This window comes from Schinkia azotoformans LMG 9581 (assembly GCF_000307855.1).
Classification (GTDB): Bacteria; Bacillota; Bacilli; order Bacillales; family Bacillaceae_J; genus Schinkia; species Schinkia azotoformans.
In genome coordinates, this window is record NZ_AJLR01000044.1 from 56,753 (window position 1) to 73,565 (window position 16,813).

At 37.9% G+C, this 16,813-nt stretch carries 14 protein-coding genes, 2 riboswitches and 1 other annotated feature (1 of these 17 only partly in view); of the genes, 6 read left to right on the plus strand and 8 right to left on the minus strand.

Annotated features, from left to right (window positions below; genetic code table 11):
- Positions 1 to 39 (plus strand) — a binding site (T-box leader) (it extends 203 nt beyond the left edge of the window).
- Positions 40 to 90: 51 nt separating this feature from the next.
- Both brnQ and BAZO_RS06720 read left to right on the plus strand, forming a co-directional pair.
- On the plus strand, positions 91 to 1,425 hold the full coding sequence (gene brnQ, locus BAZO_RS06715; RefSeq protein ID WP_003330605.1) for a branched-chain amino acid transport system II carrier protein: 1,335 nt from the start codon (positions 91 to 93) through the stop codon (positions 1,423 to 1,425).
- A 150-nt stretch (positions 1,426 to 1,575) separates the two neighbouring features.
- Positions 1,576 to 2,727, plus strand: coding sequence for an AbrB family transcriptional regulator (locus tag BAZO_RS06720; protein ID WP_003330606.1), 1,152 nt, complete (start codon positions 1,576 to 1,578; stop codon positions 2,725 to 2,727).
- A gap of 18 nt (positions 2,728 to 2,745) precedes the next feature.
- On the opposite strand, the gene BAZO_RS06725 is transcribed toward BAZO_RS06720, so the two are convergent.
- On the minus strand, positions 2,746 to 4,587 hold the full coding sequence (locus BAZO_RS06725; RefSeq protein WP_003330607.1) for an SLC13 family permease: 1,842 nt from the start codon (positions 4,585 to 4,587) through the stop codon (positions 2,746 to 2,748).
- Between the two features lie 186 nt (positions 4,588 to 4,773).
- Between BAZO_RS06725 and BAZO_RS06730 the strand changes: the two genes are divergently transcribed.
- Entirely contained in the window at positions 4,774 to 5,460 is a 687-nt protein-coding gene (locus BAZO_RS06730) for a YjjG family noncanonical pyrimidine nucleotidase (protein WP_003330608.1), read from the plus strand.
- Between the two features lie 70 nt (positions 5,461 to 5,530).
- Here BAZO_RS06730 and acsA read toward each other — a convergent pair whose 3' ends face one another.
- From acsA to BAZO_RS23185, 5 genes are all read right to left on the minus strand, one after another.
- Complete coding sequence (acsA, locus tag BAZO_RS06735) at positions 5,531 to 7,240, minus strand: acetate--CoA ligase (RefSeq protein ID WP_003330609.1); 1,710 nt, start codon at positions 7,238 to 7,240, stop codon at positions 5,531 to 5,533.
- 13 nt (positions 7,241 to 7,253) lie between these two features.
- The gene (locus BAZO_RS06740; RefSeq protein ID WP_003330610.1) at positions 7,254 to 7,985 is read right to left on the minus strand and encodes an ABC transporter ATP-binding protein; all 732 of its coding nucleotides are present in this window, start codon (positions 7,983 to 7,985) and stop codon (positions 7,254 to 7,256) included.
- Between the two features lie 13 nt (positions 7,986 to 7,998).
- Positions 7,999 to 8,838, minus strand: a complete 840-nt coding sequence (locus BAZO_RS06745; RefSeq protein WP_003330611.1) for an ABC transporter permease — start codon at positions 8,836 to 8,838, stop codon at positions 7,999 to 8,001.
- Between the two features lie 37 nt (positions 8,839 to 8,875).
- Positions 8,876 to 9,895, minus strand: a complete 1,020-nt coding sequence (locus BAZO_RS06750; RefSeq protein WP_003330613.1) for an aliphatic sulfonate ABC transporter substrate-binding protein — start codon at positions 9,893 to 9,895, stop codon at positions 8,876 to 8,878.
- Positions 9,896 to 10,081: 186 nt separating this feature from the next.
- A riboswitch (SAM riboswitch) is annotated at positions 10,082 to 10,190 on the minus strand.
- Positions 10,191 to 10,275: 85 nt separating this feature from the next.
- Positions 10,276 to 10,382, minus strand: a riboswitch (SAM riboswitch).
- Between the two features lie 176 nt (positions 10,383 to 10,558).
- Positions 10,559 to 10,684 carry a hypothetical protein gene (locus BAZO_RS23185; protein WP_268869816.1) on the minus strand — a complete coding sequence of 42 codons (126 nt, stop codon included), beginning with the start codon at positions 10,682 to 10,684 and terminating at the stop codon, positions 10,559 to 10,561.
- Between the two features lie 446 nt (positions 10,685 to 11,130).
- Between BAZO_RS23185 and BAZO_RS06755 the strand changes: the two genes are divergently transcribed.
- A complete protein-coding gene (locus tag BAZO_RS06755) occupies positions 11,131 to 11,697 on the plus strand; it encodes a thioredoxin family protein (RefSeq protein WP_003330614.1) in 567 nt (188 codons plus the stop codon).
- Between the two features lie 85 nt (positions 11,698 to 11,782).
- Here BAZO_RS06755 and BAZO_RS06760 read toward each other — a convergent pair whose 3' ends face one another.
- Both BAZO_RS06760 and BAZO_RS06765 read right to left on the minus strand, forming a co-directional pair.
- Positions 11,783 to 13,948: a carbohydrate-binding domain-containing protein gene (locus BAZO_RS06760; RefSeq protein ID WP_003330615.1), complete on the minus strand. Its 2,166-nt coding sequence runs from the start codon at positions 13,946 to 13,948 to the stop codon at positions 11,783 to 11,785.
- Between the two features lie 26 nt (positions 13,949 to 13,974).
- The gene (locus BAZO_RS06765) at positions 13,975 to 14,517 is read right to left on the minus strand and encodes a HAMP domain-containing protein (RefSeq protein ID WP_003330616.1); all 543 of its coding nucleotides are present in this window, start codon (positions 14,515 to 14,517) and stop codon (positions 13,975 to 13,977) included.
- Positions 14,518 to 14,701: 184 nt separating this feature from the next.
- Here BAZO_RS06765 and BAZO_RS06770 point away from each other — a divergent pair, with 184 nt between their 5' ends.
- Complete coding sequence (locus BAZO_RS06770; protein WP_003330617.1) at positions 14,702 to 15,388, plus strand: response regulator transcription factor; 687 nt, start codon at positions 14,702 to 14,704, stop codon at positions 15,386 to 15,388.
- Entirely contained in the window at positions 15,381 to 16,676 is a 1,296-nt protein-coding gene (locus tag BAZO_RS06775) for a sensor histidine kinase (protein WP_003330618.1), read from the plus strand. The genes BAZO_RS06770 and BAZO_RS06775 overlap by 8 nt, the downstream gene beginning before the upstream one ends.
- The last annotated feature ends 137 nt before the right edge of the window (positions 16,677 to 16,813 follow it).

Sequence of the window (16,813 nt, forward strand, 5' to 3'; positions counted from 1 at the left end):
AATAAGGGTGGTAACGCGAGCTATAGACTCGTCCCTATTTTTGGGACGGGTCTTTTTGTTTTTTAAAAATAACAAAAGGAGAGATTGATGATGAAAAAACTGGATACTTTATTTATCGGATTTATGCTATTTTCAATGTTCTTTGGAGCTGGAAATCTAATTTTTCCACCAGTGCTTGGTGCAAGTTCGGGAGTGAACTACTGGTTGGCAATGGCAGGTTTTATCGTAACAGGAGTCGGTCTTCCTTTCATCGTTCTTTTAGCTATTTCATTAGTAAAGGGCGGTGTACAAACAATAGGAAATCGGGTACATCCTGTTTTTAGTACGGTATTTACAGTTGCTGTTTATTTATGTATCGGACCTTTCTTAGCAATCCCCAGAAATGCAAATGTGGCTTTTGAAATGGGTTTTGCCCCTTATATGGGTGGATCAATGAATAAGACATTAGTTTTATTATTGTTTTCTGTATTATTTTTCGCACTTGTCTATATGGTTAGTTTAAATCCTACTAAAATGGAAAAGTATATGGGTCGTTTTATTACCCCGACTCTACTTCTTGCAATGGTTGTATTATGTGTAGTCGGCTTTGTTAAGCTTGATTCGCCATTTCAACACCCAACAGAGCAATATACATCAGGTGCCTTTTTCACAGGATTTCTTGAAGGATATAACACGATGGACGCCCTTGCTGCTCTAGCTTTTGGGATTGTAATTCTTTCGGCAATCAAAAAACGCGGTGTAAAAGACAGTAAACAATTAAGAAACTATACTTTAAAAGCAAGTTTAATTGCAGGAATCTTACTATCAATGATCTATGTTTGTCTTGGTGTAATTGGTGCAAGAATGGCTGGAACAGGAACATTTGAAAATGGGACGGAAATTCTTTCTACTGCTGCAACTTTGTTATTAGGTCAAAACGGTACGATGTTACTTGGCTTAATTTTTACACTTGCTTGTTTTACTACAGTTGTTGGATTAACTACTGCATGTGGCCATTATTTTTCAGAATTAATTCCGAAAGCCAATTATAAAACAGTTATTTTGGTTGTTACATTGGTTGGTTTTACATTATCAAATTTAGGCTTAAATCAAATCTTGAAAGTTTCGGTTCCATTCTTAGTAACGGCTTATCCGTTGACTATTGTATTGATCACATTAACCTTCTTCAGCCGCTACTATAGAAGCCAAAGAAAAGTTTATGGCAGCGCGATGTTATTTACAGGAATTGTTGCTGTAATGGGAGGATTAAATGCATTCGGCCTTGATCTTGGACCATTGCAAACGATGAAAGAAATGCTTCCTCTTTCCTCTGTCGGAATGGAATGGGTTGTTCCCGCTCTTGTTGGTACTGTTACGGGGTTAGTATTAGACAAATTTGGGGCAAAACCTCAGGTTGTTGAGAATTTAGAGGCGAAGGCTTCATAAGCGGGACACAGAGGTCGGGGTTTTGGGACAACAGGGTCGGGTTCTCCGGCCCATTTTCTATTGAATTGGGAAATCCTATTCGTAGTTCAATTCACTTACTTGTATTATAATTTTATAATATAAGTATCTTACAACAAAGAAGGTTTTATAATGGCAACATTGCGTTTACGGACGAATCATAAAACAATACAATTCTTAGGTACACTTGTAATCGCAAGCATCGGTGGGTTCATCTTTACCCTATTTGGATTGCCCATACCTTGGTTATTGGGTTCGATGACGGCTATTTTAATTACATCTCGCTTCCGGTCAGTTCAATTTTTAACTTGGCCAAGATGGGTTAGAGATACTGGATTAATCATAGTTGGTTATTCAATTGGTTTATCCTTTACCCAAAGCTCTCTCCTACAAATGATTGTCAAAATTCCTTCCATGCTTCTAATAACCTTGACAATCACCATCATCGCAGCCATTGGTGCTTACTTGGTTTCTAGACTTTCAGGGGTGGACTACCCCACCGTTTTAACCGGGAGTATTCCTGGTGGACTTACCCAAATGATTATTTTTGCGGAAGAGGTTAAAGGGATTGATATAACGACAGTCACCTTCTTTCAGGTTACAAGAATGCTCATGATAGTTATTTTTGTTCCATTACTTATTTTCTCCCCTTTATTTCCTATGGGAGAAATTCCAGTAACATCTGGAACACTTCTAAATGAAGTGACACTTAAGGAATTCCCAGTAACATTACTCGTTTTCTTTTTGTTCCTATCTTTCATTTTTGCCAAAATGGGTAAAAAGCTTAAGTTACCAACTGCCTATCTAGTAGGTCCTATTCTGGGCACGGCAATCCTAAATGTTTTGGGCTTTGGAGGGCCAGCAGCCCCTTCTTCATTATTAGATCTTTCCCAGTTAATGATTGGCGGGTATATTGGATTATTATTGAAACCAGAAAAATTGCAAAACAAAGCAAAAACCATTCCATTAGCCCTTCTAAACGGGGTGGTAATGGTTGGCGCTTCTTTTGCCCTTAGCTTTATATTTATGCACTTCTACCAATTTTCACTCGCGACAGCCTTCTTAAGTCTAGCCCCTGGTGGAATGGAACAAATGGCCATCATTGCTCATGAGGTGAACGCAGACCTATCTATGGTAACCGGCTATCAATTGTTCAGATTGTTTTTTATTTATTTCGCCGTACCACCCATACTTAAACGGGTCTTACTACAACATAATCGAAGAAAGCAAAAACGGGACACAGGGTCGGGTTCTTTGGCTCAAAATCATAGTGGAAGAGGCTGACCTAAGGTCAGCCTCTATTTAAAATGAAAAAATCATTGGAATTGCCAGCATCATCACGATAAACATGACAATTTGCATTGGAATACCGATTTTCACAAAGTCGCTGAACTTGTAGCCACCTGCCGTCATGACCAACGCATTCGTCGGTGATGCAACTGGTGTAGCGAAGGCCATACTGGCTGCAACCGCAACTGCAATCAAAAACGGATACGGGCTAACGCCGATACCAAGTGCGGCATTCATCGCAATTGGAGCAAACAAAACAGCTGTTGCCGTATTACTAATAAATTGCCCAAACACCATGGTGACTAAATAAATACCTATCAATACGCCGGTCGGTCCATAATCACCGAGCAAACGAATAATCCCTTCGGACAGATACACCATTCCGCCTGTTTTTTCCAAGGCTGTAGCTAAAGGAAGCATGCAAGCGATCAGGATAATACTTTCCCAGTTCAATTGACTATAGGCGTCATCCATATTCCGCAAACATCCAGTGATAATCATTGACACCGCTCCGATTAACACTGAAATAACTGGTGGAAATACTTCCAAAATCATTAAAACGACCATGAAAAGCAGAATAATTCCGGCTATTGGTGCTTTTCCACTAGCGGAAGCCATACTTGCATGCACTTTCGGCTGACCAACAACTACGACATCTTTTGTTTCTTTAGAAAGTAAGTCAATTTCGTCCCACGATCCTTGCACCAAAAGGGCATCACCAAAACGAAGATGGACATTTGACATCTCTTTTAAGATATATGTACCTTTGCGGTTAATCCCAATAATATTTAAATTATATTTTTCCCTAAAATCAATTTCACGAATTGTTTTGTTAATTAATTTTGAATAAGGGGTTAATAGGACCTCTGCAACTCCAAGTTGACTAGAGACGAGATGATTACTTTCCAGCTCTTCTGTTTCTAATACAAGTTGATAATCATTCACCAATTTTTCAACCTGCACACGGGAGCCTTGAATATAAAGAATATCCTTAGGATGGATCACACTTGCAGGTCCAGCCATCTCTTGATATGTAATTGGCAAAAGACTTCTGCCCTCTCCGGCTTTTCGATCAATTTTCAAAATACATAGCTGATATTGTGCCGGGATCTTTAAATCTGACAACAATTTATCTACCATCGGAGATACTTCCGTAATTTGAACTCGATGTAAAATTCCTTCTAAATGATAGTTTTGAATAAGATCCTTAGGGGACAATTGATTGTTTTCTGTTTGCTTTTTGTTTTGCCCATTCGGTAGCAATATATTTCTTACTAAAAAAAGATAAATAATCCCTGTTGTCGCTGCAATAATCCCAATTGGGGTTATATCAAAAAATTTCAAACGTTCAAAGCCATGCTCCGCTAGTGTTTGACTGATAATCAAATTGGGTGGAGAAGCAATTAATGTCATTAACCCTGATAAGCTTGCTGCATAAGAAAGTGGGATTAAAAACTTTGAAACATCTTTTTTAATACTTATCGCAATGCTGATCACAACCGGCAGCATAATCGCAACTGTTCCGGTATTACTCATAAATGACCCAACAAAAATCACTATTAATAATAGTAAAACAAATAATTTTTTCTCGCTGTTACCGGACCAATCTAAAAGCAGATTACCAGCCTTTTGTGCAAGGCCTGTACGAAGAATACCTGCTCCTACAACAAATAAACCGGCAATCATGATAACAACTGAGTTTGAAAATCCAGCCAAAGCCTCTGCTGGTTCCAATATTCCTGTCAAAACAAGAGCTAACAAAGCTAACAAACTAACAAAATCAGCACGAATTCGATTGCTCATGAAAAGGGCGATCGTAATCCCCAGAATTAAAAACGTAATTATAAGTTGCATTGATATAATTTTCCTCCAAGATTTTAGGGCAACAATTAATACTTGTTGAAGATCTCCCCCCTCATTGTATGAAACTTCTGAGGTTTAATCCATTGTAAATCAAAATAAGTCATAATATAGCCATTTCTTTTCAAATGATAGTACAATAGGTAAAAACATAAAGGAAACCATCCAGAGGTGAGCATATTGAAAAGGTACAAAACCCTATTATTCGATGTTGATGATACACTCTTAGACTTTGGTGCTGCGGAAAGTGCGGCATTGCGTCAATTATTTAAGGAGCAGAAATTAACCTTAACGCCAGAAATAGAATCCCATTACAAAAAATTCAACAAAGGACTTTGGTGGTCTTATGAGGCTGGTGAGATCAGCCGGGATGAATTACTGAATTCCCGCTTTTCGAAGTTTTTTAGGGAATACGGTCAAGAAGTCGATGGAATATTGTTAGAAAAGAGATTTCGAAGTTACTTAAGAGAAGGGTACCAACTAATTAATGGAGCCTTTGAATTGATTAAAGACTTGGAGAAGGAATTTGATCTGTATATTATCACAAATGGAGTGTCCGAAACTCAGGATAAACGTTTACGTGCTTCGGGGCTACATCCTCTATTTAAGAATGTTTTTGTTTCGGATGATATCGGTTATCAAAAGCCAAGGAAAGAATTCTTTGATTATGTTTTTTCACGGATTCCTAAATTCACCGAAAAACAAAGCTTAGTTATTGGTGATTCATTAGGTTCTGATATAAAAGGAGCCGAACTTGCGGGACTCGACTCCTGTTGGTTTAACCCGGAAAAGAATCCGAATAAAACAACCATTAAGCCAACCTATGAAATTAGGAAGCTTAATGAGCTTTATAAAATATTAAGCTAATAAATATACAAAAGGACCAGAGAACCCGTCCCTCTGTCCCGGGAAGCAGGAGAACCCCCTGCTTCCTATTTTATTCCCCTAATCTTTGCAGCTCTAATCGTTTAAGCTCTCTTCTTAAGATTTTCCCGCTTATTTTTGTTTTTGGTAATTCATCTAAGACTTCAATTTCGCGGGGAGCTGAATGGGCGGCAAGCTTTTGTCTTACAAAAAGACGGATTTCTTCTATTAAATGTGCGCTAGCTTCATACCCTTTTCTCAGCACAATAAATGCTTTTACAATCTCACCACGAAGTGGGTCTGGCTTACCAATGACACCCGCTTCAGCAACAGCTGGATGTTCGATCAATTTACTTTCGACTTCAAATGGGCCAATTCTTTCGCCTGATGAGTTGATCATGTCGTCACTGCGGCCTTGGAAAAAGATGTAGCCATCTTCATCAATCGTTGCTAAATCTCCGGATATATACCAGCCATCAAATTTAAAATAGGAATCATATTTCTCTTTATTTCTCCATACTTCCTTCATGATTCCTGGCCATGGCGCTTTTACTGCCAAATGACCAACTTCACCAGGCTGGAGGCGCTCGCCGTCATCATCTAACACGGCAATTTCAATTCCAGGAAAAGCCCTCCCCATTGAACCAGGCTTGATCACTTCAGATGGTAAATTCACAATTAACTGGGCACCGGTTTCAGTCATCCACCATGTATCATGAATTCTTCTCCCTAATACCTCCTGACCCCAATAAATCACTTCAGGATTCAAAGGCTCACCAACACTCAGCAAATGTCGCAATGAAGAAAGATCATACTCACACACAAGATCATTTCCCTCAGCCATTAACATTCTAAAGGCTGTTGGAGCACTGTACCAAACTGTTGTCTTAGTTCGCTCAATCGCTTTATACCAAGAATGCGCATCAAAGCGTCCTCCATTAATGACAATCGTCGCTCTATTTAACCATGGGGAAAAAATCCCGTATACAGTTCCGGTTACCCAACCTGGATGGGCCGTGCACCAATACACATCATCCTCTTTTAAATCGAGCACCCATTTCCCGGTTAAATATTGATGAATCATTGCCCGGTGCGCATGGATGATCCCCTTCGGTTTTCCTGTTGAGCCACTTGTATAATGGATGTTTAAACCATGTTCAAAATCGACCCATTCCAAAACGTTGTTATCTATTTCAGTGTTCCTTAACTCCCCCACTAATGAAATTTCTCCATTCAAGCATTGATCCACATCTTCTGTGTAAAAAATCTTTTTTAAAGTTGGCAGTTCATCCCTTGGAACACGAATCCCTAATTCCAAGTTGGTAATGAGATACCTTCCCTCACAATCTGAAATTCTATCTTTGATTGCTTCCTCCATAAAAGCTTCAAATAGTGGCCCTACGATTGCACCTAGTTTAATCACTGCCAAAGTAGCTATTAAACAATCAGGATGTTTAGGTAAAAAAACGAAGACAATATCACCTTTGTGAATCCCATGCTTCTTTAAAACCGTTGCCAGGTGATCTGTTTTCTCTTTAACCTCTTTAAATGTATATTTAATTTCTTCTTCCCCGTTAACATAATGAATGGCTATTTTTTCACCGAACCCATCCGCCACATGACGGTCAATACACTCGTAAGCCATATTGACTTTGTTCGTTTTGTACCAGGAGAAATTCTTTTTCACTTCCTCCCAAGAAAACTCTTCACGAACCTTTTGATAATTAGAAAGATTATAGTCTCCCCGGGCAGGATTTAGATATTTTACTAAAGATGTAATCAATTTTATAATCCCCTTACTCTTGTTTTGATAAGTCCAAGTGACTTAAAACTTTGTCTTTTAGCTGTGCAAGCAATAAATCTCCACGGGCTCTTGGTCTTGGCGCCTCAATTTTCAATTCTTCATACACAATGCCAGGCTGCCCTCTTAATATTAAAATCCGATCACAAAGATATAATGCCTCATCAATATCATGTGTTACTAACACAAATGTAGATTTATATTCATTCCAAATTGAAAGCAATAAATCTTGCAGCTTCATTTTCGTAAAAGCATCTAATGCACTGAAGGGCTCATCTAAAAGCAATATTTCCGGAGCTGATACAAGCGCCCTCGCAATTGCCACCCTTTGTGCCATACCACCTGATAGATCCTTTGGATACTGATTTTCAAAACCTGTTAACCCAACGGATTGAATTAATTGTTGCGCTTTTTTCTTCCGTTCTGATTGATCCTTTACTTTTAATCCAAAACCAACATTTTCAATAACAGTTAACCAAGGCATTAGCCTTGCTTCCTGAAACACCATTCCAATTTTTTTGTGAACTGAAGTGATAACCTCATCATTAATTTTGATCGTTCCTTTATAGCCTTGGTCCAAACCAGACAAAACCCTTAGCAAAGTGCTTTTCCCACAACCGCTTGTTCCAAGGATTCCAATAATCTCGCCTTCATTTACTGTCAAATCGATATTTTTAAAACCTGCTCCATTTTCAAACGTTCTTGTTACATTCTCAATTGCTAACATAATTTTTCCACCCTCAATTCTTCACAAAAGAGTCTTGCCAGTGCAGTGCTTTTCCCTCGAGCCCTTTTAGAAGGGAATCTGTTAGTTTTCCCATTATTGCAAATAGGACGATACTAGCGATGATTAACTCTGGTGAATACGTATTTTGTCCATAAACTAATAAATATCCAATGCCTTTACTTGCACCCATTAATTCTGCGGCAACGACAAACATCCAGCCTAATCCTAAACCACTGCGGATACCAACTAAGAATGATGGCAATGATGCAGGTAAAATGATTCTTTTTATCAATTGATAGGTTGTAAAATTATAGATACGCCCTACCTCAATTATTTTGCGGTCAACACCTTGAATCCCGGAAACAATATTTAAATAAACCGGGAAAAATACCCCAACTGCAATTAACGCAATTTTAGATGGCTCCCCGATCCCCATCCATAAAATAAATAGAGGAACCCATGCTAACGATGGAATAGAACGAAATGCCTGGAATATAGGATCAAGTAAAAGCTCTGCTTTTTTCAAATAGCCAACAATAGCTCCTAGGACAACTGCAAACCCTACGCCAAGTACAAATCCGAAGAAAATACGGTATAGCGTTATACCTAGATGGCCCCAAAGCGTTCCATCCTGTCCCATTTCAATAATCTTACTAATAATAATCGTCGGAGCAGGTAATAAATGCTTTGGAAAAACACCGATCTTACTTAAAAACTCCCAAGCTATGATTAATATTACCGGCAGGATACTTCCCCAAATAAGGGGCTGCAGTTTACCTGATCGTTGGACGGACTTTTTCGTTTTCTTCCCTATTCCAATATTCCCAACAACTGAAGCACTATTTCTTTCCATCTTATTGAATTCCCCTTTCTTGTGGGTGTCGGACCCTTTACTTAATAACCTCTTTCGCAAATTCAGGATTAATTAATTCATTAACAAGCGTTGATACATCTGTGTTCTTATCGATAATGTCTCCCTTTTGCAATACTATTCCGGCAGCATTTAATGCTTCAATTTGCTTCTCTCCTGGTACTGGTTCAGAGAAATCATTACGCTCTAATTGCTTCTTCGCTACCTCTGGTGAAATTTGGGCATGTTTTACAAGGATTTCAGCTAATTCATCTGGATTTTCAATTGCCCATTTTCTTGCTTTCTCATAAACTTCGATAACCTTTTTCACTTGTTCTGGATATTCTTTTGCAAATTCGCTGCGAACATTTAGAACTCCGTACGTATTGAAATCTACATTTCGGTAAAACAGATTTGCCTTTGTTTCAACCTCAACTCTTGCCATATGTGGGTCAAGTCCTGCCCATGCATCCACTTGATTCGTTGCTAACGCTGAAGCACCGTCACTATGCTGTAAAGCCACGATTTCAATATCTTTTGCTGTTAGCCCAACCTCATCTAATGCACGAAGTAAGAAAATATAAGGATCTGTACCAACTGTTGCCGCTACTTTTTTACCTTTTAATTCTTCAACAGATTTTATTGCTGAATCTTTACCTGTAACTAATGCTGTCCATTCAGGCTTTGAATAAATATAGACGGATTCAATTGGAGCCCCTTTCGCTTTTGCCATTAAGGCTGCCGCACCCGCTGTCGAACCAAAATCCGCGCTGCCACTGTTTAAAAACTCCAGTGCTTTATTACTTCCTTGACTTAATACGAACTCTATTTTTATATCATCTTGGGCGAATGCTTCTTCAACCCAACCGAATTCTTTAAGTACTAAGCTTGTTGGTGAATAGTAAGCATAATCGAGAACAATCTTTTTCGGCTTTTTGGCTTCTCCCCCACTATTCTCACCTTCAGCACCGGTATTATTTGACGAACTTGAACTGCTTGAGCAACCAACAACTCCAATCAATAATAATGTGCTTAATATAATTCCAATTAGTTTTTTCATTTTCTCTTCCTCTTTTCATTTGTCATATTTTAGATGCAAGATTATGTCGTTAGATTTTTATTTCAATTATGTTTTTTCGCCATTTTATTACCTCCTATTTCGATGTATAAACTTAGATTTATACGCCTAAGGGAGGGGTTTTCTGTAAAATGAAAAACCCCTCTCCATAAGAAGAGGAGCCACCTCCTCTTATCTTCCAGACATGATCTTGTCTGCAGGATTTAGCACCTTACAAGCATTGCTTGTGGTTGCCGAACTTCTTCGGGCCTGTTCCCTCCGTCACTCTTGATAAGAGATTTACTTTTATTCAATTGTTCATTTGAATCAAAATCAAAAAAACCTTCATCCGATAAGGAAGAAGGGTTTTGTAGCCTCATTCAACCTTATCTTTCAGACAATTTTGTCTGCAGGATTTAGCACCTTACAAGCATCGCTTGTGGTTGCCGGACTTCTTCGGGCCTGTTCCCTCCGTCACTCTTGATAAGTAAATTTATTTATTTTTTAAAATTATGATAATTTGGATTATAGAGTAATTTATTTCCACCGTCAACCTTTTTTATATAAATAAAAAAATAAACAGTTCACTCCAGAATGAGTGAACTGTCCAACCTTCTTCTTTATCAACTTGTACTCATCTGCCTTGAAAGGGCTTTCCAAATACAATTATTTGAAACTTATGTTTTCCTCACGTAATACGGATTTTTGCCAATTTACTTGTTTTTGTTCTTGCTCTTTCATATGTGACTTAATCATTTTAATAACTCGCTTATTTAATTTCTTTTTTGTCATCTTCTCTCCTCCAATTTTCATCTATGGTATTTTGTTAACTTACTTCCTTGCTTGCTGTTACCATTAATCTCTAAAGAACATTCTTTACAAACACCCAACCTACATTCCTCCTCTGAAAACTTCCGTCGGGAGTATTCGATACTGGCTTGCTTAACTTATACAGTTTTGTCTCTAAAGTTTTGTGTCTACATATTCAACGATAACGACTACCATTACGTACAATGTGCAATTTGGAAACTAACCCATAGATAAAAAAGAAGAAGGTATTAGTGAAATTATATTAAATTAATCGAATTTTCACAATATAGTTTTAGTAAAATAAAGGTGGTAATTTTTCACTTTCACTAAATTTTCAAAAAGTGTTCCCTTGAGCACAAAAATTTAGGAATTAATAATAATATGGTAAGATGGGAAAAACCGGAATTCCGAGGAGGATTGGGTCTTTTATGTCATTAAACAATTGGTTTTCAAAAGGAATGACTTTTACAGAATACGTGAATTACATGCAAGTAAATCGGCCTGAGTTAGAGGGAGTATATAAAGAATTAGAACTAAACCACGAAGATGTTCAGTATTTTTCGGAGTTAAAAAATAAGAACCTTAGAATCATTACTCTAACTGCCGATTGGTGTGGAGATGCAGCACTTTGTGTACCTGTTTTGCAAAGGCTGGCTGAAGTTGCCTCAATCGAGACGAGATTTCTTATTCGAGATGAAAATTTGGAGCTAATGGATCAATATTTAACAAATGGGACATCCCGCTCTATTCCAATCTTTATTTTTATTGATGAAAAGGGTGAAGAACAAGCTGTTTGGGGTCCAAGGTCACCGGAGGTCCAACAATTTGTATCTGAAAAAAGAACTGAATTGCCACCACAGGATGCTCCGGATTTTCCTGATAAACAAAAAGCGATGTTTGCATCATTCAAAAAAACAGTAACAACTGAGCCTAGGTATTGGCAATCCGTTGTTTCAGATGTTCGAAAAAGATTGGAAACACGAATATGTCAGTAAATTTTATAGAATAATATCCTTAAAGCAAGGGGAAGGTGCTTTTGGTTAAACAATAACGCAAAAGCACCTTCCCCTTAATCGTTTTTTATTGTCTAGGCCCTCTTTTAGGGGACTCCACACCTAGTTCTGTTAATTGAGCTTGTGCTTCCTCTCTTGTAATGCTACCAGCTCTTTCTTGATCCATAATTGATCTTACTTTTTCCATCGTTGCTTCATCCAAATCCTTAAATATATCACCCGGGTTGTCTCCTGATCCGCCTGGTCGATTTTGACCTCCACCTGGATTGAATCCTCCAGGCCCATGACTGCTGGCAGTTGTTATCCCTGTTTCATTTAGCCAAGTGACAGAGTCTGAAATGGTAAAGTCTACAACCTTTGTTCCACCTTGATAATCACCATCGCTATACAGTCCATTAATATCTTTTCCAGTTGAAGCCCCACCGGTGAATAGCGTGTAGGAAGAGCCTTTTTCTAGTTTGGGTGAACTAATAAAAACAGATTGATAGTCTTTTTCAGGTGCGAACGTTACGATTGACTCCCCTTTACTGTCCTCCAAATGAACAAGCGCCCCTGCTTTCTGTGTTTCAGGATAGGTCATTAATAAAGAGTATTGTGATGACTCCTCGGAAACTGCTTGAGCCATCCCTGAGCTTCCAACTGCAATCAAAAATCCACCACTCATATCAAAACTGTTGTCATAATCAAGAGGTCCGTTTCCATTAGATGTCGGTCCGTTTACAATAACTGTTCCACCTGTCATAGCTATTGATCCATTTGAATCAAGTCCATCACCATTTGCGTTAACTGTGATATATCCACCGTTGATTGTAAGCTTGTTTTCCTCTGAAGCAGTTTTTGTTTCATTATTCGAGCTAGCTTTTGATGCATTCTCGTTGTTCGCTTCACCAACAGGCCCTCTTGTCCCTTCAATCTGTGGAGGCACATCAAATCCTGAACCATCATTACCACCGCCAATGTTAATTCCATCATCACTGGCTGTTACATGAATTTCACCATCATTAACCGTGATGAGCTGGCTTTCTATCCCTTCATAGCTTTTTGTAATTGTTATTTTTCCACCAGTTGTTACAATCGATGAATCCGCATGAATACCATCATCACCGGTTGCTATCATAAAGTCACCATTTCCTATCTCAATGCTATCATTACTATGCACACCATCATCTAGAGAATCTATGGTAAAGGACCCACCCCCTACAGCAATTGCCGTACCTGCTTTTAAACCTTTTGCACTTTCTGAATCAGTATCCTCCGTGCTAACAGGCACAGCACTGCCGCCCCATGGCCCCCTCGCTTTTTCTTCAGAATTATTTATCACTTCTGGGCTTCCACCGCCGCTCTTAATTTTGTAAGAACCATCCGCAATCCATAATGATGTTTCCGCCTGTATGCCATCATTACCTGATGCTATGTCAAATGTACCTCCTTCAAGCGCAACTATTCCTTTAGAAGCATCTTTATCATTCGTGGACTTTATTCCATCGCCACCTGCTTCAATCACTATATTCCCTTCTTTGACGGCAAGTAAATCACGGCCCATTAACCCATCATCGACAGCTTTTATGTGAAGGTCACCGCCTGTAATTTTCAAATCATCCTTGCTGGCAATTCCATTATTATAGTTTCCTTGGACAATTAACTTTCCTGTACCATTAATAGTAAGATCATCCTTACTAAACAGTGCTGCATTAGGCTCAGCCTCTGATGAGTCATCGAAAACATATTGTTGTCCATCCGAAAGATAATTTTCTGTGCCTTCCGGTAAAGAGATCACTGTTTTTTCAGCCTTGGCTACATAAATGGCTGAACTATTGCTACAGTTAATCTTTGCCCCATTTAATACGAGCCGAACTGGACTTTTATCTTCGGCATCAATCACAATTTGCCCATCCAGCAATTCACCGCTTATCACATAAGTGCCGCCTGTTTTTATTGTAAGTCTATTATTATCATAAATCACAGGTGTTGCTGAATCGTAACTAACATCAGTCCCATTCAATTTAACTAGAATGGGATTTTCGTTTTCCCAATCATTGTAAAAGTCGCCTTTATCATACTTTACCTTTTCACTAATTAAAGCACTAACGTTTACAACGCTAACACTAGAACTCCCATTTTCAGTTTGAGCACCTTCAACTGCCTCTGAATCTAAATTGTTACTGCAAGCAAACAAGAGTGACGTACTCACTAAAATTGCTGCAGCTTTAAAATATTTTGTTTTCTTAGTCATCTTACTGAACTCCTTTTCTTAGTGAATTAAACTTTAAATTGTGAAACTAATTCCTGTAGCCTTCTTGATTGATCCTCCGTATTTACTGTTACAGTTTGGATAGAGGTAACGATGTCCTTCGTGGCCACACTGGTTTGTTCTGCACCTTCATAGAGTTGAATTGACATGGTTGAAACCTGTTCAGCCGTCTCATTTACCTGGGAAATCAAATTCTTCAGGTTTTTCTTCATATAGTTTACTGATTCAGTAAGTTCACCAAACTCGTCCTTTTGCTTGATTTTGATATCATCACCTGTAAAATCCCCTTCTGCCATCGCATGAATGGCAATGGAAAATTCATTAATTGATTTCTTAATGAGATGTGAGGTTACAAGGGCTATTGTTAGGCCTAAAATAATCGTAATATATGTAAAATCATCAATAGAACTCCGAACAGATTCAATGATTTCTTGATTTGAGTCATTCGTAACCGCTATCAAATTAGAATTTACGATAAAATTACTTGCAACAAATAGAAAAATTAATAATAAATAACTGAACATTAATTTTTTTCTAATGGTAAACCTCATTGTTTTATCCACCTTTTACTTATAATTTGGGTTATGTACTTGTTCCACTGCTTGCTTGTTTTACATTAAATTATCAACCTTAACAAAACCTTAAAATAGAAAATAAGTTGCAATTACGACAAATCGTCCTATAATCGAACATATCGAATGATGGATACTTGGAAACTTAGAAGGGGAGCTTGTGATGAAGCTATTAATTATCGAAGATGACAAATTCATCTCTGAAACAATAAAGGAAATCACACAAGAATTGTTTGAAACGGAACAAGCTTTTGACGGGGAGGAAGGGTTGTTTTTAGCCGAGCAAAATATTTTTGACGTAATTATCTTGGATATAATGCTGCCTAGTATGAATGGCTACGATGTATTACAAAACTTAAGGAACAAAAATATTTCGACACCGGTCATAATGCTTACAGCTAAAGGTGGGATTGATGATAAAATAAAAGGCTTTAAGGTTGGTGCTGATGATTATTTAGTAAAACCGTTTCACCGCGAAGAGCTGCTACTCCGCTTGGAGGCCATCGTTAGAAGGGCTGGAGGAGAGTTTAAAGAAAACGTCCTTACCTTCAAAGAATTAAAAATGAACCTTAAAAGTAAAACGGTGCACATTCGAGAAGACCTTATAAAATTGAATGGTAAGCAATTTGACCTGCTAGAATACCTTATTAACAATAAAAATACCATTCTTACAAAAGAACAAATATTTGATAGAATCTGGGGATTTGAATCAGATACGTCCACAACTGTCGTAGAGGTATACGCGAGTAATTTGCGCAAAAATTTAAAAAGCTGGAGCTATGATCAATATATCAAAACCTTTCGGGGCTTAGGTTATATGCTTTCAGAAAACGGTGATGAAAATGTCTAGACGGAGGATTTTTAGAAAACAACAACTAAAATTTATGGTTTTAAACCTAGTTGCTTTTACCATTATTTTTTCTATTTTCGGCATTATTATTTTTAGCCAAGTACAAAATACATTATTTTCAAAAACTGACGAAGAACTGATCGGCTTTAAAAATAAGATGCTTGCCGAAAATCTATTTTGGGAGACAAAACCCCATCCCCCCAATAAAGAATTTGAACGAAACGGTGCTCCTAAAGAAAAACAAAGACCTAATCCTCGGATAATTGTATTACATTGGAATAAAGATGGAGAAATCGTGAATCAAGGCGAAATTGGAACATTGCTATACGAAAATTATTTACTAGATTTCAAACTTGATGAAAAAGTTTTGGATACAATCACAAATATCACCATTAATGAGCAATACCATTTTCGTTATCTTCTCTTTGAAGATAGTAATGATAATGATGATATTGCCTATACACAATTATTAATGAACACGGATGCTGAACAAACCATCATTCATAATTTTGGGAAACTCATTATGATTTGTTCGCTAATTTTTATTATCCTTTCCATTTCTGCCAGCTACATCTTATCGAAAAAAATGATGCAACCAATTATCGCTGCATGGAATAAACAGGCTGAATTTGTTGAAAATGCATCACACGAATTGCGAACGCCATTAACTGTTATCCAAAATAAATTGGAGCTGCTCTTAAGGACACCGCAGGAAAAAATTGCCGATAAGTTTGAAAGCATTGCACTTAGCTTATCAGAAACTAGACGCTTATCTAAGCTCACCTCAAATTTATTAACGTTAGCGAGGGCTGATTCAGCGGAAACACAGTTAGTTCTCGAGTCCTTTCAATTTGATGATTTTGTTCAAAAGGTTAGTGAGCCCTATATAGAAATCGCAGAGTCACAGGATAAACATTTTTGGTTAAGTTTAAACAGTAAAATAAACATAAAGGCAGACAAAGAACGCTTGCATCAGCTATTAGTTATTTTGCTAGATAATGCCTTAAAATACACAAATGAACATGATAGCATCGGTGTTAAAACCTATATAGAAGATCAACAGATTGTTGTTGAAGTAACTGATACTGGTATTGGCATAAAAGAAGAAAATCTCCAAAATATTTTTGAGCGCTTCTATCGAGAAGATAAAGCCCGCTCGAGAGAAACTGGTGGTGTTGGTTTAGGATTATCCATTGCTCAATGGATTGTTGAAAAACACCATGGAACAATTTCAGTTTTGAAAAATCAACAAAAAGGAACAACCTTTATAGTAAAATTCCCAAAGTAGGGGTCGCAATGCTGCGGCCTCTTTTAATATTGTGCATCATTGTCTAGCTCCAGCGCCTCCAGTTTGTACGGCGATGAGCAAGGCGCTTCCGCTTTTCCAAGTCCTTTTAAGGTTTGTTTAAGGTTTGCCCCTAATAA

Coding starts and splice junctions, on each gene's coding strand:
- BAZO_RS06765 (WP_003330616.1), bottom strand. CDS start 14,517: ATGAGGTTTACCATTAGAAAAAAATTAATGTTCAGTTATTTATTATTA.
- BAZO_RS23185 (WP_268869816.1), bottom strand. CDS start 10,684: ATGACAAAAAAGAAATTAAATAAGCGAGTTATTAAAATGATTAAGTCA.
- BAZO_RS06750 (WP_003330613.1), bottom strand. CDS start 9,895: ATGAAAAAACTAATTGGAATTATATTAAGCACATTATTATTGATTGGA.
- BAZO_RS06740 (WP_003330610.1), bottom strand. CDS start 7,985: ATGTTAGCAATTGAGAATGTAACAAGAACGTTTGAAAATGGAGCAGGT.
- BAZO_RS06770 (WP_003330617.1), top strand. CDS start 14,702: ATGAAGCTATTAATTATCGAAGATGACAAATTCATCTCTGAAACAATA.
- BAZO_RS06775 (WP_003330618.1), top strand. CDS start 15,381: ATGTCTAGACGGAGGATTTTTAGAAAACAACAACTAAAATTTATGGTT.
- BAZO_RS06760 (WP_003330615.1), bottom strand. CDS start 13,948: ATGACTAAGAAAACAAAATATTTTAAAGCTGCAGCAATTTTAGTGAGT.
- BAZO_RS06755 (WP_003330614.1), top strand. CDS start 11,131: ATGTCATTAAACAATTGGTTTTCAAAAGGAATGACTTTTACAGAATAC.
- BAZO_RS06725 (WP_003330607.1), bottom strand. CDS start 4,587: ATGCAACTTATAATTACGTTTTTAATTCTGGGGATTACGATCGCCCTT.
- BAZO_RS06745 (WP_003330611.1), bottom strand. CDS start 8,838: ATGGAAAGAAATAGTGCTTCAGTTGTTGGGAATATTGGAATAGGGAAG.
- BAZO_RS06720 (WP_003330606.1), top strand. CDS start 1,576: ATGGCAACATTGCGTTTACGGACGAATCATAAAACAATACAATTCTTA.
- brnQ (WP_003330605.1), top strand. CDS start 91: ATGAAAAAACTGGATACTTTATTTATCGGATTTATGCTATTTTCAATG.